The following is a 26,221-nucleotide window of genomic DNA, read 5'->3' on the forward strand; positions in this document are numbered from 1 at the left end:
TCAACGATGCGCACATCCTCGCGAAGAAGTTCGGAGAGGAACCCTTCCAGGATTTCAAAATTGGCCTTGCTGCGCAGAAGGCGTTTCAAGGCCCAGTCGAAGCTGATCAACCGCCGTTGTTTCACTCTTATTGGTCCTACGTTCTGAAAGGCAACCTGGATTTCTCTGGAAATTTCCGACAAGGTACCGCTAACCTGGGATTGTCCAGGATTTCAGCCTTGCAGTCCACTGAAATTTGTCAAGTTTGGCTCCCAATGATGTCCTTGACTGTAACTCCCCAGACTCCTTTTTTCTTTCAATAATTGAACCCAGAGGGTACCTGGGCAGTTACTGATTTTTTGTCACTGCCCAGGTACCCGGTTCGGGATCATTGAATGTGATGAAGCGGAATCATCGTCCCAGGATCGACCGCAGTCCTTCCAGGTTGTCCTGAAAACGAGCGCGATCTTTCATCATTTCCGACAATGCGGCCCCGTCCGCGCCCAAGGCATGGCGATCGACATCGTCGCGGAACGCCTTCGTATCCCTCGTCCGCTCTTTTTGTCCCCCCCCGGCAGCCTCGCGAGCCCCACCTTCGCCATGGCTGCCGCCCACCCCCGCTTTACGCGGCAACCCATTCTTTTCCGCCATGGCCGGTCCCACTTCGAATCCTTCCAATACCCGCCCCAGCCCCCCCTCGTAACGTTGTCCGGCCCAGAGTGTCATCCAGAGTCCACGATACGGCAACCGCACCGCGACCGCTCCCCGCGGTACATGTTCCCCCTCAAGCAAAATTCCATCGGGAACATGTTCCGCGTTCGCCATGGCCGAAACGCCGTTCATCCAAACCGCCGGAGGTCCCGCCGAACGAAGCAAGACCCCTTCCACCGATACCCGCTCCGTCCGTAATCGATCCTCCCGCCGCGACGCGCCGTCCGACACCCGCTCCAGCGCCAAAACCCGGCGTCGGGCACGATCAAGGAAGATTCGTTCCCGGGAGGTCGTAAACAACCGCCCCAGAGAAACCGATTCCCGGTCGCGTCGCTCCTCCCCGCCCAGGATCGTCCCGTCACCGAAGGACACCAACGGAAGGAAAACGGCCACACACCCGACGATCAACACACCCCACCCCGGCCCACGCATCAGAAACCTCCCCCCCAATCGGAGGAGGCCCCCTTGATCGTAAACCAGATCAGTTGGCAACGGGCGGAAAGATTGGCGACCCGACCATTCATGTCCAAAGGTTGTCCCTTGTTTTTTCGCTCCAGGCTGCATTCGTTGACATGGAACAGTCCTGGGGATTCGTCATCGAGTCCGGCAATCAGATCGATCATTTCGCCTTCATGAATCAACCCCATGTCGAGCGACATGACGCTGCCGACAAGATCGGCTCCGACAAGTTTGCCAAACCGCGGCAGGGAGAAGGGGATCGGCGGGGCGATGGAATAGCGCAATTGGATCAACCGACGCGCCCTGGCCTGATGCGCCAGAGCCCTGGCCCAGGCGGCGCGATCCTCGCCGCCGATGATCCCTTGCTTTTTGTAGGCCTCGAACCGGGGATGATCGGCGGCAATCGATGCGACCTCCGTCGCGGCGCTGTCATGGCGATGGTTCATTTCCCGAAGCGCTCGTTCCTGTCGCTGCAATTCCTTGAGTTGTGTCTCCGAAAACCATCCCGATCCCCACAGGCTTGCCTGACACAGCATTGCCGCCCCCAGGGTCCCCAGGACGGAAAACCGGATCGCCCTCCAGTCAATCCTCATGGACAGCCTCCTCCCGGCGAAAAACAACGCCAAGGGTAAAAAAGACCGCCCGCGCCTCCTCTTTTCCCGGACCCGACAGATCTCCCGACAACACCGTCACCGGTTCCCTGGCGCCCGGCAATTCGATCGAATCCACCCGCACGACTTCCGGATCGCCCTTCATCGCCGCGATCAAACGCCGAATCTGATCGTGTCCCAGGGCGACATCGCCGTCGATTTTTTCGATCTCCCCCTTGAACTCCATGAGTTCCAGATGATCCCCGGGAGAAAAAGAGGACCCAGGCGTGGCATGTTCCGACCCGGCCCGCGTCCCCTGTTTTCCGGCATCAGGCCCTCCCACCCCCCGAGGCCCCGACCGGGAACCATGCAGCGCCGTCACCGCCGGATGCAGCGGCCCCTTCCAGGTCAGGGCATCCAGACGTAACGCCGAAAAGGGAAGCAACCAACGACTCAAGGAGGTCATCGCCCGGAACGGCCCCTTCCCCGTCTTCGCGACCAGGTCCACCATGCGCACGACCCGCCGCATGGTGGCCGGATCGATGCCGACCGGCAAACGACTGCCGATCACGGCACGATATCGTGTTTCGATCGCTTGCACCTGAAGCCCCTTCTCCCGCCCGAGGACACGATCGGAAAATCCCTGGTACAGATTCATCCCTCCCCCGAGAATCGCCGTGACGGACAAAATGGCACTTGCGGCATGCAACAGCTTTTTCACCAACCCTGTATGATAATCCATGGTCATGCCGGCATCGGCGTAATGATTTTCCGGACGGCGGCGACCGAGAATCTGGATGAAAAGGGAATCGGAAAAGGGAGTGGTGATCGGTCGTCCGATGCCCAGAAGACGCGCCACATCCCGCACCCGGCGCATGTCGAAGGTCATCCCCGCCCCCTCGGGACACAGGGGACGGACATGATCGAGCATTTCGGAACTGGTGATCAGGACCACCCGGATGGGACATTCCCTGGGGACCAGGCGCAGCGACTGGAGATACCCCCTGGTCCGCTCCAGTTCGGCGATGAAGGATCGGGCATAATTTTCAGGGTCCGGCGCCGGAACCGGCGCCATGCGGCTCATCCGGAGATGATTTCCGGAGTAGAATGAAAATCTCAATCCGCTGGTGCTTTGCCAACTGACCATCAAGGTGGCTTTGGATGTCGCGCCAAGAGCGGTCAGCAACCTTCGCCCCACCATGGGCAGGGAATGAATTCCCGCCAGAGGCAAACGCCGCTCCCCGAGCGCCCGCACCCATGGCAGCACCAGATCGGGATCGGTAATCCCCGACAGAAGCGTCCGATCGTCCCGGCGTCCCTTCCCCTTTTCCCGTTCCTGAATACGCAGGTGGCGAAACGGGGTGTTGGGAAAAGCCTTTTGCAGCCGTCGCGCCACCAGCGACCGTCGATCGGGTCCCAGGACATGCGGCTGGGTTTCGGTCATGAACTCCTCCTCCACCAGATCCACCAGGAGATACGACGGAATCCCACGCCGCTCCGCCAATGCCGCGACCAAAGCGGCCCGCCCCTCGATCGTCGCCGGAAAACGACGCGGCGCTCCCGAAACCTCGCCCCGTTTCCACGGATAGACCGTCAGGAGGTCCCGGGTCAGAAACAGAAGGTTTTTCTCGAACATTATCGTCCAACCCGGCCCATGATGTCATAAATCGGCCCCAGGACCGACAGAATGATCCAGGCCATCAGGCCCCCGAGGACGAGGGTCAATACCGGTTCGATCATCCCCTGGAGCCGTTCCACCCCATCCTTGACCTCGCGGTCATAGAAATAGCGGACATTTTTCAGGCTTTTGTCCAACCCTCCGGTCGCCTCGCCCACGGCGATCATCCGCAACACCAGGGGGGGAAAGATCAAGGATCGCCTGAAACTGGAAGCGATGGTCTCCCCCTGACCGATCCGCTGCCCCACCTCGGCCAGGACCTGGCCCACCACCCGGTTGCCCACCACCCTTTCGCTGATCGCCAGGCATTCCAACACCGTAATCCCCGCCGCGTACATCATCGCAAAGACCCCGGCAAACCGCGCCATGATGATTTTCTTCGTGATCGGCCCCAACAACCAGAACCGCAGTTTGAGCCAGTCCAGGGCATAGGCCATCATGGGGCTGACCCGGATCAGAAAAAAAATCGCTACCGCCAGACCCATCGGCACCCCGATGAGAAACGGCCACCGCGTGACGATCAGATCGGAGGTTTCGATAAGCAATCGGGTATGGAACGGCAAATCCATCCCCATCATCTTGATGAACGAGACCAGCCGCGGTACCAGAAAGGTCATCATGAACCCAAACACCCCGGTGACAATGACCAGGACGAACAGCGGATACATCAACATTTTTTTTGTCCTGGCCGCCAGTTCGTCCTGCCATTTGAGGGTTTCGGCAAGATTGGCGAAGATTTCCTGAAGATTGCCCGTCCGTTCCCCCGCCTGGATCAAGGCGATGAACACCTCGTCGAACACCCGGCCAAAACGGCGCATGCTCTCGGACAACCGCGACCCCGCCGCCACATCCTCGACGAGGCCCGCGAGCATCCCCTGCACCGCCGGATTGTCGCTCGAATCGCGCAGGTCCCCGAGACCCTCGATCAGGGGCACCCCCGCCCCCATCACCTGTTCCAGATGAAAACAGAACGTGATCATCTCCTGACGGGAGATCCGCCCCCGTCCCCCCACCACCGTCGTCCCCGACAATTCCGTAAACCCGATCAGGTCAAGCCCAATCCGCGACAATCGGTGCTCCAGGTCGTCCACATTGCCAGCCTCCATCCGGCTTCGAACCACCCGTCCCCGGGCATTCATGGCCTTGAATCGATATCCGGGCATGGTCGTCTCCTCAAGTGCGGGTGGCAGGGAATGACCCCATTTTTTCACATCGTCGTCGATTTGCAAGGATGGTAAGGCAAACCCCTTTGCAAGAACAATTTCTCAAAAAAAACAGTGTGACGTCCCCGTAATTAGAACAAATATTTTTCCACGGCAGCCTGGTTTTGTGGTATGCTGTGGTCGTCATCAACCCGAGCCTGGAAAGTCGATCATGACCACAATCACTTTTGATACACTCAAATTTGTTGAAACACTCAAAGCGTCAGGGTTTGACGAACCGCAGGCCAAGGGTATGGCCGCTGCCATCCAGGAGGTACAAAAGTCCAACATGGACGAGTTGGCCACCAAAGGCGATCTTCGTAAACTCCGACTGGAAATCATGTCTGAAATCAAGCTCAACCGCTGGATGCTGGCCCTGGTTGTGGCTGCCACGGTGTTGCCCGCCCTGAAGACGTTATTGATCGGATAGAGCGTTTTCATTTCGCCCCGCCTTTTTTGCAAGAAACCTCCGCGGCATTTTTCCGTTTGTGGCAATCAAAGGCCGATGACTTCCTTAAGGATGAATCCTCCTTGTGCAGTGCAGCAAAAACGGATAGAAAAGAGAACGGTCTCCCTTCCGAATGCCCCTGTTTCGGCATTATTTTTATTCTATTCCTGGAAGATGAACATGTTTTCTTTCCGGATTCGCCCCAGTCCAAAACGACTGTTCATTCGGATGCGCCGTCCCATCCCGCGAAGGAAGGCTGCCCTTCGTGGCCATTGGCGATGGCTCCTCATACCGTTGCTGTTCCTCGCCGGATGTCATGAAGACGAAGGATCCGCCTACCAACCCCAATTTTCCGATCGCCCCGCCTTCGAAGAGCAGGTCTATGTATTCGGTGTTCATCCCCTGCACAACCCGGAGCGACTCTTTGCGGTCTATCAACCCCTGGTCGATCATGTCAACCACCATCTGGGCACGGTTCGCCTGAAGCTGGAGGCCTCCCGCAACTATGCCGCCTATGAAGAAAAACTTTACGCCGGCGCCTTCCACTTCGCCCTTCCCAATCCCTATCAGGTCATCAACGCGCTGAAGCACGACTACCGTGTGTTCGGGAAAATGGGAGACGATCACAATTTTCGTGGCATCATCCTGGTTCGCCGTGACAGTGGCATCCACGAGGTCAGCGATCTCAAGGGCAAGGCGGTCAGTTACCCCGCCCCGACGGCGCTTGCGGCCACGATGATGCCGCAATGGTTTCTCCACACCCATGGTTTGAACATTGCCAAGGACATCGACAACCGTTACGTCGGCAGCCAGGAATCCTCCATCATGAACGCATTCCTCGGGACCACGGTCGCCGCCTCGACCTGGCCGCCCCCCTGGCGCGCTTTCAGCAAGGAACGTCCCGAACTGGCGGAACAAATGGAAATCCGATGGCAGACCGACCCCCTGGTCAACAATGGTCTCGTCGTTCGCCGCAACATCCCGGAAGAACATGTCGCGGCCATCGCATCCCTCCTCTTTTCCCTGCATACCCACCCCGAGGGGCAGACGATCCTGGCCGCCATGGAACTCAGCCGCTTCGAAAAAGCCACCGATGCCACCTATGAACCGGTCAAAACCTTCCTTTCCCGTTTCGAAAAGGAAGTGCGCCCCATCCAGGAACCACCATGATCCGTCTGCTTCGTCGCTTGCCGACCACCTCCATCCGCCGGCAACTGGTCCTGGGAATCGCCCTGGTTCATGCCGTTTTGATGACTGTGTTCGTTTTCGATCTGGTGGAACGGCAGCAGACGTTTTTGCGCCTGCATGGTGAAAAACAGGCCATGAGCTTGAGCCAAACCCTGGCATCCAGCAGCGTTTCCTGGGTTTTGGCCAACGATGTGGTCGGCCTGGAAGAGATTCTGCGTTCCATGGTCAACGATCCGGAATTGCGCTATGCCATGGTGCTCTCCCCGCAAGGAAAGGTTCTGGGTCACAATCAACACGCCCTGACCGGGAAATTCGTCGTGGACGACATCAGCCTGAGCCTGTTGCGCGGTCCAACCCAACCGACGGTTCTGGTATCGGATCATCATTTGATCGATGTCGCGGCGCCCATCGTCCTCAAGGACCGGACCGTCGCCTGGGCCCGCGTCGGTCTCGGACAAGATGAAAGCCTGAAAAATCTTGCCCTCGTCACCCGGAAGGGAATGATCTATACGGTCATCGCCATTCTGATCGGAACGGTGTTCGCGCTCCTGATGGCGCGAAGGCTGACCGGAAGACTCTACCAGCTCCTGAACATCGCCGACGCGACCCGGCAAGGACGCCGCGACCTGAGGGCCCCGGACGATCGAACCGACGAACTGGGATATCTGGCCCGCGGCTTCAACCGCATGCTCGACGCCCTCTCGGCCAAGGAAAACACCCTGATCCAGATGCATCAGCGTCTGGAGGAGGCCAGACTCCAGGCCGATGAAACCAGTCACAGACTTCGCATCAGCTACGACATTCTGCAACGGGAACGCAACAAGCTGCACACCGTTCTCTCCAGTATCCGTGAAGGAATCGTGGTAACCGACGCCCATGGGGCCGTCATCATGGTCAATCCGGCGCTCGAATTCCTGTTGCGGAAGAATCGGGATCAAATCGAGAGAGAAGGGATTCTCAACCTGGTCGATAACCCGGACATCGTTCGACGCTGTCTGGAAAAACCGGACGAAAACAATCCGTGTATCGTGCATTACAAAGGTCGGGAGTTGCTCTTTCATGCCTCGACCTTTCGCGAGGACGACCGGATCATCGGATCGGCGGCACTGGTACGCGATGTCACCGAAGAAAACAGGTTGAAACTGCAACTTCATGAAATCATCGGCAAGGCCCCGTTTGGCATCGTCGTTTCCGACAACCAGGGGATTATCCGCGTCTTCAATCCCGAATCATGCCGACTCTTCGGTTATGCCTCCGAGGAGATCGTCGGTCAACCGGTAACCATCCTCATCAATCACGCCTACCATAAACGTCATGCCCCAAAATTCATTCACGATCTTCACAGCGATCTATTGGCTGTGGACAGGGCTGATTCTTTCGAATCCGAGGCCGTACACAAGGATGGTTCCACGTTTCCGGTGCGCGTGGCGGTCAATGAAATGATGTTGGAAGACCGTCACGGCGCCGTCAGTACGTTTGCCGACCTCACCGAAGAAAAAAGACTGATCGAAAACCTGATTCAATCGGAAAAAATGGCGGGACTTGGGACTCTGGTGCGGGGTGTGGCCCACGAAATCAACACTCCGGTGGGCATCTGCGTCACCAGTTCATCCGAACTGGCCGATCGGATCCACACCTTCGAAACCACACTGGACTCGGAAGGGATCAGTGAAGAAGAGTTGCGTCTTCATCTCACCTCCTCCAAACGACTCATCCGCCTCATGCAAGAAAATCTTGAACGAACAGCCGAGCTGGTACGCAGTTTCAAGGCAGTCGCGGTCGATCCGTCCAACGAAACCAAACGCGCCTTCCGGATGCGCGAGGTCATGGAATCCGCTGTCCTCTCACTGTATCATGAATTCAAGGATACCAAACTGGTCATCGAGGTTCACTGCGAGGACACCCTCGAAATAGACAGTTTCCCCGGTGTCTTTTCTCAGATCATTCTTCATTTGCTGAAGAATTCCCTGCTTCACGGTTTCGCTCCCGAGGATCACGGTCGCGTTTACATAGAATGCGCCATGATCGATGAAACCCAACTCTCCCTCATCTACAAAGACGATGGCCACGGCATGACCGAAGAGGTGCGGCGCCGGGTGTTCGAGCCGTTTTTCACCACCCGCCGCAACCATGGCGGCAGTGGCTTGGGAATGCACATTGTGTTCAATCTTGTCGTTCAGATTCTTCGCGGTTGGATTTCATGCCAAAGCGCCCTGGGGAAGGGGACCAGATTTCAAATCATCATCCCATTGGAGCCGGAAGGCAATTGATACACAGTACCTTCCGGGTTCAATTATTGAAAGAAAAAAGGGGTCTGGGGGATTGCCCCCAGGGTTTTGACTTTGTTTTTCACGCGCCATTTCAGTGTGAAATAGCGCGTGAAAAACAAAGTCAAAAACAAAGTCAAAAGCAAAACCCTGGGGGCAATCCCCCAGACCCCTTTTTTCTTTCAATAATTTTAAAGGGAGGGGTCTCAACAGTTATCCATCAGGTTCTCCATCGGCCATCACAATGCGGTTTCGCCCCCCCTCCTTGGCCGCATACAGGGCCCGATCGGCCCTGGCAATCAGGTGCCGCGGATGGCGACAGGTCGTGGCCACCCCGAAACTGGCCGTGACCCGTCCCACCCCGGCAAACGGGTGAACTTCCATGGCCCGATGCAACCGTCCCGCAATCTCCAATGCCTTTTCCGCCACTGCCCCGGGAAGCAACAACAAAAACTCCTCGCCACCAAAACGGACGAAAAGATCACTGCGACGACTGCAACTCTTGAGAAGACCCGCCGCCTCCCGGAGAACCACATCCCCTGCCGGATGACCAAAGCGATCATTGATCTGTTTGAAATGGTCGATGTCGAACAGGATGACCGACAAAGGCAACGGATTTCGATCAAGTTTGGCCGATTCGAGTGCAAACACCGCATCGAAAATACGCCGCAGATAAAGACCCGTCAAAATATCCTGAACCGCCTCGACCCGGTTGCGCGTTACCTCCAACCCTTTCTCGATCTGGGCCACCAGATCCTCGATTTCATAGGGTTTGCGAAAGTAGACATCGGCCCCGGCACGCAATCCCTCGGCAATGCCCCCATCCCGTCCCGTCAGGACGATGACATAACCCATATTGAGCGGATTGGAACGAAATGCCCGACAAAAGGAAAAACCATCCATCTCCGGCATCATGACATCGGTCACAACGACATCGAAGGTCTCCCGCTCGATCCATTCGATCGCGGATGCCGCCCGATTGGTCCCCTGGACATTGTCGCTGCCGAACACCCGCCCCAATTGCCGCAGCAAAGGGTACAGGATTTGATCTTCCTCGTCATCGATGATCAGAATTTTACCCATCGCTCTTGTCGTTTGTCTCCTGGGCCTCGATGGCCTTGATGGCGGCGATCAGATTCTGTCCCAGATTCCGGGCAGCGGCATGAATCTCCCGCACCGCGGCATCGTTGCCAGTAACGCGGTCGGCGGCGGAATAAATGGTCCGGCTGTTGGCGGAGGCCAGATTGAGATGCCCCTTGACCACTTCGAGCATCTTGCGCAGATGGGCCAGTTCCACATTCATGGAAATACCCACGGCACGTCGAATCTTGTGATCAAGTTCGTTCAGGTTGACCGGTTTGGAGAGAAAATCGGTCCCCCGGGACTTCATGAATTCCACCGCCACATCGGTGGAACCGACGCCGGTGATCATGATCACCGGCATCTCGGGAAACTTGGCGCGAATCTTGTGGAACAGTTCCATGCCATCGACGAAAGGCATGTTATAGTCGGTGATGACCACATCGATGGGAACTTCCTTGAGGATGGAAAAGGCATTGACCGCCTTGTCGCAGGTATGGACCTCGTATCCCAGACGGGTCAGGGCCCGCACCACCGAAGAAAGTTCTTCCTCCACCTTGTCATCGACAAGAAGAATCCGCCCTTCCCTTGTACCTTCGACGGTCTTCGACCCCTTGTTGCCTTCGCCGGCATCCCGGGACTTGGCCGATTCCCTGCTGTTGCCGTGTTCCTTGTCGTTCATGAATCAACTCTCCCTGCCGCACGCACCCCACTGTGGATCATGGCACCCCATCCACCAGATCGGTCCAACCACCCCGCGAATCGGAATCGACCGGCAATACAACGGGGATCGCATCCGCCTGCAAACGATCGTTTTCCGCCTCGACCCGGTGCAGTCGATTCCCGAGAAGGACTTTTTCTTCCTGAAGGAGGCGATGCCGTTCATAGTGTTGCAATCCCCGCCCCACCACCGCGACCAACTCTTCGATGGCACACGGCTTTCGCAGGTAGACGTCGGCCCCGACCTTGAGCCCTTCGGGCAAACCGCCATCACGCCCGGTCAACATCACAATGTAAAGCCCCTCGAAAGCAGCATTGGCACGGATTTCCCTGCAGGTGTCGATTCCATCCAGGACCGGCATCATGATGTCGAGCACAACCACACCAATGGAATCCCCATCCGCCTGCAACGCCTCAAGGGCTTCCCGACCATTGGCCGCCTCGACAATCCTGTCGGCCCCGAAAATCCGTCCCAGCCATCGAACGAGAGGCTGACGCACCTCTTCCTCGTTGTCATCGACGATCAAGATTCCCGTCATGTCCGTTCTCCACCCTCGACAAGGAGATTGACACCAACAAGGTAACATGCCCAGGGGAAAACTCGCAATCAAATCACCCAAAGCCGCATGATTCGAAAACCGTCGTCGGTCCCGCGCATCAATGATCGTTGGCTACTCCAAGCCATCCAGCAGGCTCAATTGCATATCCTTGTACGAGTCGGGAGAATGAATCGGATAGGCCCCCGAAAAACAGGCATCACAATAACCCCGTCCCTTCCCGCCAACCGCCCGATACAGCCCCTCCAGGGAAATGAAGGCCAATGAATCGGCGGCGATGAAACGACGCATTTCCTCCAGGGTTTGCCGGGCGGCCAACAGTTCGTCCCGGGTCGGGGTATCAATGCCATAATAACAGGGATAGATCGTCGGCGGCGAAGAAATGCGCATGTGGACTTCACGCGCCCCCGCGGCCCGAACCATGTTGACGATCTTCTTGCTCGTCGTCCCGCGGACGATGGAATCGTCCACCAGGATCACCCGTTTGTCCTTCAACAGTTCCCGATTGGCGTTGAGCTTGATCTTGACCCCGAAATGTCGAATCTGCTGCTGCGGTTCGATGAAAGTGCGACCGACATAATGATTGCGGATGATCCCCAGTTCAAAGGGAAGTCCCGTTTCCTGGGCATATCCCAGGGCGGAGGGGACCCCCGAGTCGGGAACGGGGACCACGACATCGGCCTCCACCGGATTTTCCTTGGCGAGGCAGGCGCCGATTTTTTTGCGCGAATCGTAAATGTTCACCCCGTCCAGGGTCGAGTCGGGGCGGGCGAAATAAATATATTCGAAGATGCAAAAATGGCGCTTGCGTGGCGGGAACGGAAACAGCGAACGCACCCCCTCGCGGGTGATTACCAACATCTCCCCCGGTTCGATGTCGCGGACAAATCGGGCCTCGATCAGGTCCAGGGCGCAGGTTTCCGAAGAGAGTACCCAGCCGTTCTCCCCGACGCTCCCCAGGACCAAAGGACGCAGCCCATAGGGATCGCGAACGCCGATGATACATTGCGCATCCATGGCCAACAGGGCATAGGCCCCCTGAACCTGGGTCAGCGCCTCCACCAGCCGGTCATGGAATTCCGCCTTGCGCGACAGGGCGGCCAGGTGAACGATCACCTCGGTATCCATGGTCGATTGAAAGATCGATCCCCGTTTTTCCAGCGCCTTGCGCCGTTCCACCGCATCCACGAGATTGCCGTTGTGGGCGACGGCGATTCCCCCCTGGTAGGTATCGACCACCAAAGGTTGCTGGTTGCGCGAACTGCAACTGCCACCGGAGGTGGAATAACGGACATGGCCGATGGACTGACGCCCCTTCAATCGCGCCAGGTCGCTCTCCTTGAAGACATCCGCCACCAGACCGCGACCACGGCTGGTATGGAGAATCCGGTCCGTCACCGAAACGATGCCCGCCGATTCCTGGCCACGATGTTGCAAGGCGTACAATCCCAGGTAGACCAGATTGGCCGCCTCGGGATGATCGAACACCCCGAAAACACCACACTCTTCTTTGAACCGGTCCTCATCGACATTGATCAAGGGCGTCATCCAGAAAAGGCCGCGACACCGGACTGCAACCTTTTCCGGCATCCATGGGCCAATAACGAAAAGACTTTGCTCATGGACAAAATCCTCCTTCCATAAGCTCATTCCATCAAAATTCCGAGTCGGCGGATCAGGCCGGGGAGTTCCACCGTCACGGTTTTCCAGACGATGACGGGATCGACATCGAAATATCCGTGGATCAGCCGATTGCGCATGGCCACCATATTGCGCCAGGGAATCTCCGGGGTCACGGCGCGAAACTCAAGCGACACCTCGCCGGCGGCTTCGCCAATGATTTCAATGCAGCGCACCACCGCGAGCAGCAGCATCCGATCGGTTTCTATATCCAACTGGGTTCGCCCCGCGCAAAAACGCACGGCTTCGCTGGCCGCATCCAGCACATGGCGCACCCGAAGACGATCCTCAGGCCCCATAAAACACATGGGCCGAGGCCAATACCTGTTCCCGGAAATGGCGGCTGAGATCGCGGGGGGTTCGCAAATCCACGGGGCGCCCCTCCATCAGGCGGGAAAGTTCCTCCTCCATGGCGGCCAGCTCCAGCAGGCCCGGCGTCTGTTCCGGCACGAACTCCACCAGCAGATCCAGATCGCTTTCCGGCCCGTCCGTTCCCGCCAGAACCGACCCGAACAGCGAAAGCCTTCGAATGCCATGGCGTCGGCAGTAGTCCGCCAGCACCGCTTCCGGGAGTTGAAATCCTCGTCCCATGTCCATTCCGTTCCGAAGCGCGAACCATCGATTCCCGGTCTAAAGGTCGTCCAACCCCATCCGACGCCAATGAACTCCGACGGCCCAGTCTTCGGGCAGACTCCGAACCATGTGTACGATCCCTGCCCGCCCCTGGGCGACGACCCACGAATCCCCGGTCCACCGGGACGCCGGCGCCCCCATGGACTCGTGCAGGACGATGGCCACGAGAACGATCAAACCACCCCGGACCATCCCCAACCCCAGCCCCACGACCCGGTCCCAGGGCGAAAATGCCCCAAGGACGTGCCAACGCCGCGCCACCCGTCCGGCAACCGCAAAGAGGATCAGGACCATTGTGAAGACCAGCATCGGCACCAGATGGTCTCCCAAAGAAAAAGGCCATCCCCTGGACGCAATCCAGGAAACCAACGGCTCCGAAACCATGCCAGGAAGAATGATCGCCACGATCCATCCCGCCAGGGCGATCACCTCCCGCACCCACCCGCGCCGCATCGCCCACAAGGCGGAGGCCACGACCATCCCCAGAAGAAAAACATCCATTCCATTCACAAGCGCCATTCACCATGTTTTGGAAACGACATGACCTCCTCGTTCGCGACGCTCATCTATTTAAAACATTTCATGACGGCATGCAACAGACCTTGGGGACAGAGAACCGCCACGGAACAAAAGAAAAGCGTGAATTTCGTCCTATTCCCCCCCCTTGAGGATGCGGCTTTTGTCACGATTCCAATCCCGCTCCTTGATCGTCTTGCGTTTGTCATACAATTTTTTGCCGCGTCCCACCCCCAACTCCAATTTGACCCGCCCCTCCTTCCAATAGACCTTGAGGGGAATCAGGGTCAAACCCTTTTCCTGGACGAGACCGACGAAACGGGCGAGTTCTTTTTTGTGGACCAGGAGTTTGCGCAGGCGCATCGGTTCATGATTGAACTGGTTGCCGTGGCTGTAGACGGGGATGTCGGCCCGGAGCCAGAACAGTTCCTCCCGCATGACGGTGGCGTAGGAATCACCCATGTTGATCCGCCCCGCTCGCAGAGATTTGACCTCCGTTCCGGTCAAGACCACCCCCACCTCCAGTTTTTCAAGGATTTCATAATTGAAACGGGCTTTGCGATTGTCGCTGATGATTTTGATGGACATGACGATTCCACTTTTTTGGAAAAAGATCCGCCCCCGCGCCCAGGATTGGGCCATCTTTGTTCAGGGAAAACGAATGGCCTGATCGATCAGGGGGACCACCCCACCAGAGCGTCCGTCCTGCAATGTTTTCAGAAACGCGATCAGTGCCATCCTCTGGTCTGGCTCCTGCAGTCCGGCAAAGGCCATCTTGTTTCCGGGGATGAATTCCTTGGGGTTGGCCAGATACCGGTCGAGCGAAGATTCATCCCAGCGTATGCCATCCTGTCCCGCCCGAAGGAGGGCGCGGGAATAGGGGTATCCCACAACCGCGGCAGCCTTTTGCCCCACAATGCCCCACAAGGGAGGGCCAACCCGGGCCGCACGGCGCATGTCGGTCAGATCATGGCACGGGACACAACCACGAGCCAATCGCTTTCCCTGCTCCACGGGCGTCAACGCCGCCATGGCCTCGGAATGTTGCCCGCGAACCCCCAGGTCCTCGCCAAAAAAATGAAATCCTCCGACAAACAATGCCACGCCGGCGACCGTCAACGCCACCACCAGAAAATCCTTGTTGCCATCCACCCTCGGGACCTCCCATCAGCGCAACGAGATCCGATACCTGCATGCCAACCGCGACCGATACCGTGATGCCGGATTTCACCTGAAAAAAAGGGCGGCCCAAGGCCGCCCCGACAAAAAATCCGAAGACACCAGGGACAAATCAGGGCGTCGCAAGCGTCTTCAGGAAGGCAATCACATCCGCCCGTTCGGTATCCTTGGGCAGGCCGGGGAACGACATCATCTTGGTTCCCTGAATGAACCCCTTGGGCGAGGTCAGAAATTTATCGAGGTTTTCATCCGTCCAGGTCAACCCTTCGCCCGACATTTTGGTCATGGCGGGTGAATAGGCAAACCCCGCAACCTTGCCCGCGGGCTTGCCCGCGATACCCGCCTCAAGGGAGGGACCGATCTTGCCGGCTTTCGCAATCACCTTGCCAAAACCATGGCAGGTCGTACATTTCTGCTCGGCCAGTTTCTTGCCGGCCTCGGCATCGCCCGCCCATGCAGGAGCGCCGGCAACAGAAAGCGCAACAAGCGCCGCGGACAAAGAAAGTGCAATTTTTTTCATGGATTCACCTTGATTAGAAGGGAAGTGGAAGGGTGGTATGGACAGAGGCATCATTAGACATGGTTTCATTGCCCGAGGCAAGGAATTCTTTATTGATCATAATCAATACTTTGACCTGGATCATGCCGCTCCCGCGGTCCGAGCGACCAGGGAACCGCCGTCTTTAGTTCATGCCGTTCGAATCGAACATCCCCAGGGTCTCCAAGGTATCACGGAGGCGCCGTCGATGGTCGGCGGCGAGTTCGGTCAAAGGCAGTCGCATCTCCCCGGAGCACCATCCCAGCATGGCGGCGGCGGCCTTGATGGGGATCGGATTGGTTTCGAGGAATAGGTAACGATTGAGGTCCAAAAGTTTCTCGTGGCGCTGGCGTGCCAGAACAGGGTCCCCCTGTTGCCAGGCGTTCCAGACACCGTTGACCCGGCGTGGCGCAATGTTGGCGGTCACGGAAATCACCCCCTGACCGCCAACCGCCAGAAATGGGAGAAACGTGGCGTCATCCCCCGAAATCAGGGAAAAGTCGGGACCGCAGCATTGATGGAGAACGGCGGCTCGTTCCATGTTTCCGGTCGCCTCCTTGATGGCGACGATCCCCTGGACCCGGGAGAGTCGCGCCACGGTATCGGCGCTCATGTCCACCGCCGTCCGCCCCGGAACATTGTAGAGGATGAGGGGTAGATCGATCGCCGCGGCGATTGCGGTATAATGGCGCCAGAGTCCTTCCTGGCCCGGTTTGTTGTAGTAGGGGGTGATGAGGAGTGCGCCATCGGCCCCGGCATCGCGGGCAAAACGGGTCAGATCGATCGATTCCCGGGTGGCGTTGGAACCGGTCCCGGCGATGACCTGGCATCTTTTGCGGATTTTTTCGACGCAAAAACGGATGACGCCGCGGTGTTCCTCATGCGTCAGGGTTGCCGATTCCCCGGTCGTGCCGCAGGGAACGACCCCCGCGATCCCCGACGCCACCTGATCCTCCAGCAGCCGCTCCAGGGCTTCCCAATCGACGACATCGTTGCGGAAGGGGGTGATCAGGGCGGTGTATACCCCTTTGAACATGGTCGGAAATCCCTGCAAGGATGGCTGAAAGATGGTCGGCAAATGGACAAGACGCACCGTCTTGAATGCGGAATCCAGCGAGTCCGGGATCGAACCGATCGCGAACGCCAGCCCACGATTCGGCAGGTTAGCCCAAAAGGGATCCTGGTCTCAAGGGACGCCATCCATTCGTTTCATGATGAGGGCGAGCCGTCGTGTCGCCTCATGATCGGGGGTCATCCATGCCGTTTCATTGGAGCACCGTTCGGCCAATGTCGCCATGGTGGCGGACAGCAGAGGATGGCGCGCCTCCGGGGCCAATTGGGCGCAGGGAAGAACAAGGAACGGTCGCGATGTCAGTTCCGGATCGGGAAGGACCAACCCATCCTCGGCGAAAACGAGGGAACCCATCATCACGATATCCAGATCCAGTGTCCGCGGGGCATGGCGCCGGGGACCACGTCGCCGGCCACACCGATCTTCGATGTCGCGCAGGATCGTCCTGAGTTCAAGAGGACGAAAAGACCGCCCTCCAGGGCCAAGCAAGGCAACCCCATTGCGATAGTCCGCCCCCTCGCCATCCCGACCGGGAAATTCGGGATCGGGCAGGGGTGGAGTTCGCCACACGGTCGAGATCGCAGCGATCCCGATCATCCGATGCAGCAGCGTCAACCCCCGGTGCAGATTTTCCACCGGATCGATGTTGGCGCCGAAGGCGATCAGGATTGGCGTTCCAACCATGAGCGGTCACGTTCGATCGTCACGCCGACACTCCGGGCGAAGCGCAGCGCCCCCGGTTTGTCCACCGTCACCCGGACCGAAAAAATTCTCGCATCGCCAAGGGCAAGGCGGGCGATGGCCGCGGCCAGGGTTTCGATCAGTTGGAAGGAGGAATCCTCGACCAGACGGATGATCGCCTTGGTCAAGGTTTTGTAATCGACCGTCTCTTCGATGCGATCGCTTGCTCCGGCGGGGGCGAGATCGGTAAACAGGGTCAGTGAAATCATCACATCCTGAAGCGTCCGGCGTTCCCACTCCCGAATGCCGACGATGCAACGCAGATGGAGATCACGAATGTCGATACGGTCCATGGCGATCCTCCTGAATTCGTGCCTCGTTTTCTATAGATGCTGGCCGCCATCGATACACAACATTTGCCCGGTCACATAATCACAACCAAGGAAAAACAAGAGCGCCTCGGTCAGTTCGGCAAGGCTTCCCGGACGCCCCATGGGAACCGATCGGGCCAGACGCAGGAAGGCGTCCACATCATCACCCGCCGCAGGCAGGATCACCCCCGGACCAATGGCATTGACCTGAATGCGCGGCGCCAGTTCCCGGGCGGCAATCCGGGTCAAAGTCCAAAGGGCACTCTTGGCGACGGTGTAGGAGACATGCCCCGGACCCGGATGCAACACCCTCTGATCGATGATGTTGATCACCTTTCCCTGTCCCCCCTCGGGGACCTGGCGGGCAAACCGACTCATGAGAAAAAAAGGCGCCGTCAGGTTGATGGCAAGATGCCGCCGCCAATTGTCCCAAGAGACTTCCGACACCGATGAAGGTTCAAAGATGGCGGCATTGTTGATCAGCAAAGTCACGCCCCCCCCCTGGTCCGTCACCCGTCGCATCAACCCTTCGACATCCGCCTCCTGTTCCAGATCCGCCACCACCGTCCAGGCCTCTTTTCCCTCGGCGCGAAGCTCGCGACACAACCGTTCGGCCGCGACGGTGGAACGATGGCAATGAACCGCCACCCGGACGCCAACGTCGCCCAGCGCCCGGACACACGCCGCGCCAATCCGCCGTCCCCCCCCCGTCACCAGGGCCAGTTGTCCGTGAAGCTCCATCCCGGATCATCCGACAAAAGGATGGCAAGAATCAGGAATGGGAAAAAATATCTTCATTTTCCCACCCCGCCAGGTCAAGATCGACCCGCATCGGCAAGGCGGCCATCACATCCCGCGCCAGATGCATCCGCCCCTCGCGGGCGAGGATGGCATCGAGGCGCTCCCGGATCGCCACCAGGTGGATGACATCTCCCGCGGTATAGGCCAATTGCTCCGGCGACAACACCGCCGCCCCCCAATCGGAAGACTGCTGCTCCTTGTCCATCTCCACCCCGAGAAGCTCCCGGACCAGGTGTTTCAAACCATGATTCCCGGTATAGGTCCGGGCCAGTTTCGAGGCGATCTTGGTGCAGTAGACCGGCGTCACGCGACACCCCAACCAATGAAGCAGCGCCGCCATGTCGAACCGGGCGAAATGAAAAATTTTTTCGACCCTGGACGATTCGAGCACCTCCTTGAGACGCGGTGCGTCATGGTTTCTGGTCTGGACGACGGAAATCAACCCCTCTTCATTGCACATCTGGACGACGCACAGTCGATCCCTGCGGGTAAGCAGTCCCAGGGTTTCGGTATCGACGGCCAGATAACGGCTCTCCAGATACCGTTGCCGTCGTCCTTCATCCAGATCATCGAGAAACACCGTCAAGGAACCCGGAACATTGGCCATCAAATCACCCCCTTTTTCAATCGATTCGATCGAAGTGACGTATCGTGACAAAAAATGCGTCCACAACGGTCATCGTCTCCACCGGCCCCGCCGATCCACGGTGCGCGACAGTCAAGCCCAGGCCATGGGCGCCATCACATGACTTGGTATCGATCCCCTTTTCTGGCATACTGCCGGGGTATGGCTTCATCTCGAAGCGAGAACGACCGATAAGATCAACCAGACCGGGCCATCGTTCAAGACCAAAACCCGATGAAGGACATCCGTTGGCACTATAAAGGGTTTCGGGGGCATTTGAAAAGGTCGGCTCCGAACGCCCGCGATCCAAACCATGACACAACTGACGGATGGCGGAATGTTCCTGGCAGGGTACAGTCGGTTTTCAACGATTGAAGAAACGTTCATTATTCCTCGCCGCGACACTCTTCGGGCGGACACCCTGAAGAAAACCCGGTTCGAGGCGATGCGGCAAGAAAGGGTTCGTCATGGCGGAACGCGATCTTTACACGGCGGAACAATTGGCCAAGATCAGGGCCACCCTCCAGGAAAATCTTGGAGATGCCAAATCCCACGCCCTGGAAAATCTCGACTCCCGTTTCGCCGCCAAGGCGGATGAGGTAGCCGATTCGGACAAGAAGAAACACAAGGACGAAAAGGTCCATGTCGATGTCCCGAGCGTCCTGGCGGAAGGCAACCTGAAGAAAATGATCGCCGCCCTGGGCGACGTGAAGGACAATCCCGCCGACTGCCGCACCCTTGTCGCCGCCATCATCCAGCACAAGGAGGTCAAGGCATTTCATTTGGTGGAAGCGATGAGCAAGGTTCCCGGCGATCGGGAACTGGTCGATTCCCTGGTTCAGGGGATCACCGCGCGCAAGGGGGTCAACCCCCTGATCGATGCCCTGAGACATGCGGAAATCAGCCCCTCCGCCATCAAACTGCTGGCCAAGGGGATCGCCGAGCAGGGGACGATCAACCATATCATCCGCGCCATCGCCACTGCCCCGAGCGATCAACCCGAGGCGGAAATCATCTGGGCCATGGAGGTGATCGGCAAGGGGACCATGGAACAGATCCTGGAGGCGCTCAATCTATTGAACGCCAAATCCCCAGGGACCGTCATCCTCGCCACCGGCCTCGTCAACCGCAAGGAGGTCGCCATCGAACCGCTGGTCCGCGCCCTGACCTCCAGCAAGGACAATCCCAAGGCCTCCGCCATCCTGGCGGTCGAACTGACCCGGCAGGCAGACCTGAACTCGCTGGTCACCCTCCTGGAGAAATACATTTCCGATGGAACCGCCGCCGGTGAGATCATCGTGACACGGCTCGTCTTTCGCAGCCTGATCGAAAGAGGGCGCACCAAATTGCTGGCCAAGGCGGCCCGTTTCGTCAAGGGGGATTCCCTCGCCGGCAAGATTCTCGCCATGGGGATCGTCGAACTGGGTGACGGCGCGGAAATGGAAAAAGCCTTTCCCCGTCTTTCCGGCCATCCCACGGGACAGAAGATCGTCGCCGTCGGGTTGAACAGCAAACTGGGTGGCTTGAAGGCGCTGCGCCTTCTGGGTGGATCGTTCTTCAAACTGTCCAAGTTCCAGGACGAGGCCAGCGCCGCCACCAAGGAGGCCCGCGGGCGTTACAACCAGATTCTCAAGGAGGTCCTCGGCGAGGACCCCAGTGCCACCAAGGTCTCGGCCCGGGAAAAACTGGCCAAGGAACTGGGCAAGGAAGAAAACACCGACGATGCCAAAAAAAAATGATCTTCTTTCCCGAGGGATACCTGCAAACGGTTGCGGAATGCACGATTCCACGTTGCGCTTCCCGATCACGCTCCCCGGGAATCAGCGAACGAATCAAGCCAGGAGAAGGAAACCGACGGGTCGAGCCATTCTTCGGCCAGGGTGAAGGCGCGGCAGGTTGCGGCGTCATGAATTTCCTCGGGCCGGTGGGCATCGGCACTGACCAGGGCCTTGATCCGATACCCCGCCGCCATCTCCCAGAAGGGTGACCATGGGTAGGGTTGTCGCGTCGTCGCCCCATCGCGTATCGGCCATTGGCGCAGGCCGTTGGCATTGATCTCCAGGGGAACCCCCAGATCCGCAGCCGCTTCGAGCATGGCCCGGGTACACGCGGCGGCCTCACGATCCCACGATTGCCACGCACTGGCGAACAGATCAGGGTGGGCCATGAAGGCATATAATCCCGAACGCATGGCCTCGATGAAAAAATCGGTATAGGCACGCAATCCCCTGGCGTCCCGAACCCCGCTGGAGACATACACCCATTCGCCATCGAGCAGGAACAGGTGGATCCCGCCCGCCAGATAATCGAATTTTCGTTCGCCAAGCAGCGTTTCCCGGTAAAACGACGTGAATTCCGGGACAAACTCGCATTCCATCCCCTTGAGGACACGCAACGTCCCCCCTCCCGAGCGCGCCGCCTCCACCGCCCGGTCATACCCGTCCAGGTCCTCCAGCGCCATCCGAATCGATCCCCAGCGGCCATCGGGCATGGGAGTGTGGTCCGACATCCCCAACACCCGCAAACCCCGCTCCCGGGCCTGAAGGACGTACTCTGCCACATCGCCCCGGGCGTGCTGGCAGCGCCAGGTATGGGTATGCAAATTGACCGCCCGCCAAAGCGGCTCCGGGTAGTCCCCTTTCCCCCCTTCATCCCCCGAGCCGATCCCTTTCATGATCCCTCCGCCGATTGTTGGTGGTGTCTATTGTTGACCGAACACCTCGTTATAGAGCCTTCTTGCAAAATTCCAAGGCGTACCGCCATGTTTACCATTCGACCGGGCCAAAACGTGACCAGATCAAAGGAATCCGTTTGCCTCATCGACTGGCGAGATCACCGATACACCTCACGCCGGTTGCCGACTTTCACGACGAGGATGCGCAAAACATCATCCTCGATGTTGCAAATGACCCGATAGTCGCCGACACGATATTTCCAAAAATCGCCCAGCCTGGAACCCTTGAGGGCCTCGCCGATACTGCGCGGGTCGTCCAGGGTGGACACTCGACCGTACAAGAATGACAGGATTCTTCGCGATATCCGTGGATCAAGCTTGTCCAGTTTCCGTTCCACGGCAGCATCAAGTTCCACTTTCCAGGCCATAACGTTTCATCACCTCTTCAAGGGGGGTCGTCTTGCTCCGGCCTGCGCGGATTTCGATCATGCGTTGTTGCGCATCATGCAAATCTTCAAGGTCGTCAAGATAATCCCGAATAGCCTCGACCAGGCAGGAATTCCCGTCCTGCCCGGTCGCCCGCGTAAGCTCGCGCAATCGTGCCAACACGTCATCGGGGAGTTGAATCGAAATCGTTTCCATGGGTGTTTTCTCCTGCCAATCCGGAACTTGTTCGGATCGTTCCCGAACAGAAACATCGACCACTGCCGCTTGTCGCGCAGAGGTCTCTTTCGCACCGCGTTTTCAGCGGCGAACGCTTTGTTCTCTTCAAAAAGTCAAATAATTAATGAATTCTTGTCCATGGGAAACCTTGAACCACGATTTTGATTTCCCTGTCAAGCCTTTGTTTGCGGATGACCTGCCTGGGCAGTGACCATTCATTTTTGTCTACCATGTTAATCAATGTTCGTGTATCATGCCTGCTTCGACTTTGAGGAAACGATCACGGAGAATCGCCTGCATCCGAAGGGCTGATTTCCGTCGTCATCCAAGATCATTCCGTCATGCGCGGACCTCGCCCAGGAGAGAAGATCGACATGGATCGTTTCCAGGGAATCACAGCCACTTCCAGGTCAGGCCCCTCCCGCCCCAGGCCGCGGCTTTTGGAGGATGAGGGAAAAAGGGACATGAACACATTGGATGAACTTCTGGCCCACGACATCCGCATATCGGTTCAGGAGGTATTCCGCGCCTATCTCTCCATGGATGCCCAACCCGGTCCGGTCCGGATCAAGCCCAGGGGACAGCCGTATGTCCCACCCGACACGGAAATCCTCGCGGTGGTCGGTTATGGCGGAGGGATCAAGGGTGGGATTCACCTGGCGTCGCCCGTTCATGTTGCCTGCACCCTTTCAGGCGCCTTCGCCGGAATGGAACTCGAAACGATGGATGACACCGCCCGCGATGCCTTCGGCGAGCTGGCCAATATGGTGGCGGGGGGGGTGCAAAGCCGTCTGATGGATCAACATGGGTTCGATGAAATCGTCCTGACCCCGCCGATGGTGTTTTCGGGCATCCATCATGGAATGACCTACAAGAAGGATTTTTCAAGCGTGCGGCATTATTTCAAGTTCGCTGGGGGGTTGTTTTTCCTCGAATGTTTTTACATTCCCGACGATTGAACATGTGCCGATGGTACAGGTCGATCCGCGCGACAGCCATCCCCTTCGCGATTGTCCCACCCATCCGCCCCATTCCTGAAACAGTGCGTGAAGATGAACCAATCCTCCGTCGCAACCCCGCCACTACAATCGACACAGCCAACCCCTTTTCACGATTTTCCCAAAGAACGCTACATTCGCCTGCGCACCCTCATGCCGCTTCTGGTACCGTTGATGATCACGGTTCCGGCATTGTCGATTCTTCTGGTGATGTGTTTTCTTTCATTGAGTTTTCTCGATGATTGGTCGCATGCCAGCCTGGAAGATGCCAGCCACAGGGTGTTCGACCGGACACGCAACCTTCTGGACAACGCGACTGCCATCGCCGCCATCAACGCCGCCCTGTTTTCCGGATTGCGCCGTGAAGAGGATTTTCTCGACCATTTCAATGCGGTAACCACGGAGGAAATGAACCGGTTTTCCTATTTTCGACTGATCTATCTTGGGGATGAGCGGGGCCACCACTGGCTGAAACGGCTGGAGCGGGATGGTTCCAGGAGGGTACGCACCATCGAGCGGTTGTCGGATACCGCCGAAAGCCGGCAACGGTTGTCCGAAGCGAAAAACCTTCTCGAATCGATCGCGCCCCCCATGGACCGGATCGCCAATCTGATCGCCCCGGTGACGCGGACCCAATGGTTCCGGAGTGACGTTCCCGGTCCCATGGTTTTCGAAATGTCCGATCCCACCTGGGTCTACGATCCAAGGGAACGCCCCTGGTATCAAGGGGCGAAAACGACCGCGAAACCGTTCTGGACCAACGCCTACGTCTGGGAGGAACGCTTCCAGAATCATGTCGATTCACAGATCGGCATCACGGTATCGATGCGCCTCGGCGCCGATGCCACCTTCGCGGGGGTCACCGCCATCGACATCATCCTCAAGGATCTTTCCGGTTTCCTGCGCGAGTTGCGCCTGACGCCCAACGGTCGCGCCTTCATTTTCGATTCCGAAGGACGGGCGGTGGCCTTGCCGAATTATGAGGATGTTCTGACGAAACCGTCATCCGGATCCGCCGAAAAACCGCAACAAAGACCGCTGGCCCTCGCCTCGGACGAGGCCATCGCCGCCGCCTGGCGCCTCCATGCCAACCTTGGCGCCACCGGCGGCAAAGAGACGCCACTGGAAGCGTTGGGGAAGATTCACCATTTTTCGGTTGACGGAGAACGGCATCTGGTCCACTTTTCGCGTCTTGGCTACAACTACGGACTCGACTGGACCCTGGGGATCGTCGCCCCCGAAAAGGATTTCAATGGTGCCGCGCAAGAGCTGTTGTTCTGGAGCCTGGTATCGATCATTCCCGGACTGGTGCTTCTGGCCCTGGCGGGCCACTGGCTCGCCCATTCCCTGTACCGTCCGATCAATCATGTCATCCAGGACATCAAGAACCTGATCCGTCTGGACCTCAAGGAATCCCGTGAACTGCAAACCCGTTTTCAGGAATTTGGCTTTCTTTCCTTTGCCTTCGTCCGGATGCGAGCGACGCTGCGAGAGATGATCGGCACGATTTCGCGCAAGGGGACCCACCTGGAACGATCGTCGCGGGAGTTGATTCAGATTGCCGAACGCCTGTCCCACGACGCCGTCTCGGCCGGGGCCACCTCGGGTTCGGTCAAGGAATTGACCGACGGCGTCTGCGGCCACATGAATGCCGCCGCCTCGCTCACGGATGTCATGGACGACAAGATGCGCGCCATGGTCAACGAGATGACCACCATGTCGGACACCATGACTGCCATCGCCGCCTCCTCGGAGGAGGCGAGCGTCAATCTCAAGGATGTCGCCACGGCGACCAAACAGGCGACCCTGCGCATCAACGATGTCGGCCAGTCCATCCAGGAAGCGGACCGGAACATTCATGCCGCCGCCACAAGCATTCAAGCGATCCACAACACCTCGATGATGGTGCGCCGACAATGCACCGAGGCCATCAAGGAGGCGGCCCTGGGACGGAGCAAGACGGAGCAGGGGACGGAAGCGATCGAAAACATGGCCCGGGCGGTCGAGGAAATCCGGTCGGTCCTGGGGGTGATCGATGAAATCGCCGATCGGACGAACATGCTGGCCCTGAATGCCACCATCGAGGCGGCAAGCGCCGGCCCCGCCGGCAAGGGTTTTGCGGTCGTCGCCTATGAAATCAAGGAACTGGCGCAGCAGACCTTCTCCTCCACCCAGAGCATCGCCACGGTCATCGAGGAAATAGGACAGCGCTCCGCCCAGGTCGTCAAGGCGGAAGGAGAAATTTCGCGCATCATCGATCGGATCAATCAGGCCAATACCGGCATCATGACCGCCGTGGAACATCAAGGAAGCGCCATCGCCGAAATCGATGGTTCGATGACCGTCCTGGCCGGCGACATGGCCCAGGTCACCGCCCGGATGAATGCCTCGACCGAGAGTGTCAACGATGTCACCCGCAGCGTCGATGAAATTTCCCTGGCCATCGCCGAGGTCGCCAAAAACGTCGTCGATATTTCTTCCAGCGTCGCCCGCATGGCGCCGTTGATCCAAAAGACCACCTCCGGCACCTGGGATATTTTCATCAGTGTCGGCGAAACGGCCCAATCCTCCATCAATATCGCCAACCAGATGGCCGAGGTCGATCGGACGGTCCATGACATCGCCGACCTGACGGTCCACGTCTCCCGACAATCCAGGGAACTATCGGAAATGGCCAGGGAACTGGATGTGATGTTCTCACGGTTCAAAACATGATTCGATAACCGTTCAGCCCCCCCTGCGCATGGCTACCGGATCATCGTGCGGCCAGGCTCTATTTCTCTGGACGTTGGCGCGTGTTTGCGGGACAATTCCATGCATGAATCCCGACGATAACTGCGATGCGCCGATGAAGACCGCCTGGCACGCCCTGATTGGCGAAACCCTGCGAACCCTGCTGCAACCGGTCGGC

28 protein-coding genes are annotated in these 26,221 nt (G+C 58.2%); 6 read left to right on the forward strand and 22 right to left on the reverse strand.

Annotated features, from left to right (window positions below; translation table 11 throughout):
- Positions 1-390: 390 nt before the first annotated feature.
- The 4 genes from HQL76_15560 to HQL76_15575 are packed head-to-tail and all read right to left on the reverse strand — an operon-like array spanning position 391 to position 4,580.
- Complete coding sequence (locus HQL76_15560) at positions 391-1,122, reverse strand: hypothetical protein (GenBank protein ID MBF0110585.1); 732 nt, start codon at positions 1,120-1,122, stop codon at positions 391-393.
- On the reverse strand, positions 1,122-1,742 hold the full coding sequence (locus HQL76_15565; protein MBF0110586.1) for a hypothetical protein: 621 nt from the start codon (positions 1,740-1,742) through the stop codon (positions 1,122-1,124). Before HQL76_15565 ends, HQL76_15560 begins: the two co-directional genes overlap by 1 nt.
- Positions 1,732-3,375, reverse strand: coding sequence for a hypothetical protein (locus HQL76_15570; protein ID MBF0110587.1), 1,644 nt, complete (start codon positions 3,373-3,375; stop codon positions 1,732-1,734). Before HQL76_15570 ends, HQL76_15565 begins: the two co-directional genes overlap by 11 nt.
- The gene (locus HQL76_15575) at positions 3,375-4,580 is read right to left on the reverse strand and encodes a type II secretion system F family protein (protein ID MBF0110588.1); all 1,206 of its coding nucleotides are present in this window, start codon (positions 4,578-4,580) and stop codon (positions 3,375-3,377) included. The genes HQL76_15570 and HQL76_15575 overlap by 1 nt, the downstream gene beginning before the upstream one ends.
- Positions 4,581-4,791: 211 nt before the next feature.
- Here HQL76_15575 and HQL76_15580 point away from each other — a divergent pair, with 211 nt between their 5' ends.
- The 3 genes from HQL76_15580 to HQL76_15590 all read left to right on the forward strand — a co-directional run bounded on the left by HQL76_15580 (position 4,792) and on the right by HQL76_15590 (position 8,525).
- The gene (locus HQL76_15580; GenBank protein ID MBF0110589.1) at positions 4,792-5,049 is read left to right on the forward strand and encodes a DUF1640 domain-containing protein; all 258 of its coding nucleotides are present in this window, start codon (positions 4,792-4,794) and stop codon (positions 5,047-5,049) included.
- 246 nt (positions 5,050-5,295) lie between these two features.
- Complete coding sequence (locus tag HQL76_15585) at positions 5,296-6,237, forward strand: phosphate/phosphite/phosphonate ABC transporter substrate-binding protein (protein ID MBF0110590.1); 942 nt, start codon at positions 5,296-5,298, stop codon at positions 6,235-6,237.
- The gene (locus HQL76_15590; protein ID MBF0110591.1) at positions 6,234-8,525 is read left to right on the forward strand and encodes a PAS domain S-box protein; all 2,292 of its coding nucleotides are present in this window, start codon (positions 6,234-6,236) and stop codon (positions 8,523-8,525) included. The genes HQL76_15585 and HQL76_15590 overlap by 4 nt, the downstream gene beginning before the upstream one ends.
- 210 nt (positions 8,526-8,735) lie before the next feature.
- Here the strand turns inward: HQL76_15590 and HQL76_15595 are convergent, their stop codons facing one another.
- The 15 genes from HQL76_15595 to HQL76_15665 form a co-directional block, all read right to left on the reverse strand.
- On the reverse strand, positions 8,736-9,605 hold the full coding sequence (locus HQL76_15595) for a diguanylate cyclase (GenBank protein ID MBF0110592.1): 870 nt from the start codon (positions 9,603-9,605) through the stop codon (positions 8,736-8,738).
- Complete coding sequence (locus tag HQL76_15600) at positions 9,598-10,284, reverse strand: response regulator (protein MBF0110593.1); 687 nt, start codon at positions 10,282-10,284, stop codon at positions 9,598-9,600. The genes HQL76_15595 and HQL76_15600 overlap by 8 nt, the downstream gene beginning before the upstream one ends.
- A gap of 37 nt (positions 10,285-10,321) precedes the next feature.
- Positions 10,322-10,861 (reverse strand): response regulator, encoded by a 540-nt coding sequence (locus HQL76_15605; protein MBF0110594.1) that lies wholly within the window; start codon positions 10,859-10,861, stop codon positions 10,322-10,324.
- Between the two features lie 132 nt (positions 10,862-10,993).
- A complete protein-coding gene (locus tag HQL76_15610) occupies positions 10,994-12,427 on the reverse strand; it encodes an amidophosphoribosyltransferase (protein ID MBF0110595.1) in 1,434 nt (477 codons plus the stop codon).
- A 98-nt stretch (positions 12,428-12,525) separates the two neighbouring features.
- Positions 12,526-12,858, reverse strand: coding sequence for a DUF86 domain-containing protein (locus tag HQL76_15615; GenBank protein ID MBF0110596.1), 333 nt, complete (start codon positions 12,856-12,858; stop codon positions 12,526-12,528).
- The gene (locus tag HQL76_15620; GenBank protein ID MBF0110597.1) at positions 12,848-13,150 is read right to left on the reverse strand and encodes a nucleotidyltransferase family protein; all 303 of its coding nucleotides are present in this window, start codon (positions 13,148-13,150) and stop codon (positions 12,848-12,850) included. The genes HQL76_15615 and HQL76_15620 overlap by 11 nt, the downstream gene beginning before the upstream one ends.
- Before the next feature lie 39 nt (positions 13,151-13,189).
- Entirely contained in the window at positions 13,190-13,711 is a 522-nt protein-coding gene (locus HQL76_15625) for a CvpA family protein (protein ID MBF0110598.1), read from the reverse strand.
- A gap of 132 nt (positions 13,712-13,843) precedes the next feature.
- The gene (gene smpB, locus HQL76_15630) at positions 13,844-14,296 is read right to left on the reverse strand and encodes an SsrA-binding protein SmpB (protein ID MBF0110599.1); all 453 of its coding nucleotides are present in this window, start codon (positions 14,294-14,296) and stop codon (positions 13,844-13,846) included.
- 60 nt (positions 14,297-14,356) lie between these two features.
- Positions 14,357-14,860, reverse strand: a complete 504-nt coding sequence (locus HQL76_15635; protein MBF0110600.1) for a hypothetical protein — start codon at positions 14,858-14,860, stop codon at positions 14,357-14,359.
- Between the two features lie 139 nt (positions 14,861-14,999).
- Positions 15,000-15,407, reverse strand: coding sequence for a c-type cytochrome (locus HQL76_15640; protein MBF0110601.1), 408 nt, complete (start codon positions 15,405-15,407; stop codon positions 15,000-15,002).
- 163 nt (positions 15,408-15,570) lie between these two features.
- Complete coding sequence (locus HQL76_15645) at positions 15,571-16,461, reverse strand: 4-hydroxy-tetrahydrodipicolinate synthase (GenBank protein MBF0110602.1); 891 nt, start codon at positions 16,459-16,461, stop codon at positions 15,571-15,573.
- Positions 16,462-16,611: 150 nt separating this feature from the next.
- The gene (gene folK / locus HQL76_15650; protein MBF0110603.1) at positions 16,612-17,181 is read right to left on the reverse strand and encodes a 2-amino-4-hydroxy-6-hydroxymethyldihydropteridine diphosphokinase; all 570 of its coding nucleotides are present in this window, start codon (positions 17,179-17,181) and stop codon (positions 16,612-16,614) included.
- Positions 17,160-17,531, reverse strand: a complete 372-nt coding sequence (gene folB / locus HQL76_15655; GenBank protein ID MBF0110604.1) for a dihydroneopterin aldolase — start codon at positions 17,529-17,531, stop codon at positions 17,160-17,162. The genes folK and folB overlap by 22 nt, the downstream gene beginning before the upstream one ends.
- Positions 17,532-17,561: 30 nt before the next feature.
- Positions 17,562-18,290 carry an SDR family oxidoreductase gene (locus HQL76_15660; protein MBF0110605.1) on the reverse strand — a complete coding sequence of 243 codons (729 nt, stop codon included), beginning with the start codon at positions 18,288-18,290 and terminating at the stop codon, positions 17,562-17,564.
- Positions 18,291-18,321: 31 nt separating this feature from the next.
- Positions 18,322-18,957 (reverse strand): ribonuclease D, encoded by a 636-nt coding sequence (locus tag HQL76_15665; GenBank protein ID MBF0110606.1) that lies wholly within the window; start codon positions 18,955-18,957, stop codon positions 18,322-18,324.
- A 485-nt stretch (positions 18,958-19,442) separates the two neighbouring features.
- Between HQL76_15665 and HQL76_15670 the strand changes: the two genes are divergently transcribed.
- Entirely contained in the window at positions 19,443-20,714 is a 1,272-nt protein-coding gene (locus tag HQL76_15670; GenBank protein MBF0110607.1) for a hypothetical protein, read from the forward strand.
- Positions 20,715-20,779: 65 nt separating this feature from the next.
- Here the strand turns inward: HQL76_15670 and HQL76_15675 are convergent, their stop codons facing one another.
- The 3 genes from HQL76_15675 to HQL76_15685 form a co-directional block, all read right to left on the reverse strand.
- Positions 20,780-21,649, reverse strand: coding sequence for a histidinol-phosphatase (locus HQL76_15675; protein MBF0110608.1), 870 nt, complete (start codon positions 21,647-21,649; stop codon positions 20,780-20,782).
- Positions 21,650-21,807: 158 nt separating this feature from the next.
- Complete coding sequence (locus HQL76_15680) at positions 21,808-22,077, reverse strand: type II toxin-antitoxin system RelE/ParE family toxin (GenBank protein ID MBF0110609.1); 270 nt, start codon at positions 22,075-22,077, stop codon at positions 21,808-21,810.
- The gene (locus tag HQL76_15685) at positions 22,055-22,291 is read right to left on the reverse strand and encodes a ribbon-helix-helix protein, CopG family (protein MBF0110610.1); all 237 of its coding nucleotides are present in this window, start codon (positions 22,289-22,291) and stop codon (positions 22,055-22,057) included. The genes HQL76_15680 and HQL76_15685 overlap by 23 nt, the downstream gene beginning before the upstream one ends.
- A gap of 485 nt (positions 22,292-22,776) precedes the next feature.
- On the opposite strand from HQL76_15685, the gene HQL76_15690 reads away from it, so the two are divergent.
- Both HQL76_15690 and HQL76_15695 read left to right on the forward strand, forming a co-directional pair.
- Positions 22,777-23,271 (forward strand): chemotaxis protein CheX, encoded by a 495-nt coding sequence (locus tag HQL76_15690; GenBank protein MBF0110611.1) that lies wholly within the window; start codon positions 22,777-22,779, stop codon positions 23,269-23,271.
- A gap of 93 nt (positions 23,272-23,364) precedes the next feature.
- A complete protein-coding gene (locus HQL76_15695; GenBank protein MBF0110612.1) occupies positions 23,365-26,025 on the forward strand; it encodes a hypothetical protein in 2,661 nt (886 codons plus the stop codon).
- Positions 26,026-26,221: the final 196 nt, after the last annotated feature.

The organism is Magnetococcales bacterium, assembly GCA_015228815.1.
Lineage (GTDB): Bacteria > Pseudomonadota > Magnetococcia > Magnetococcales > UBA8363 > UBA8363.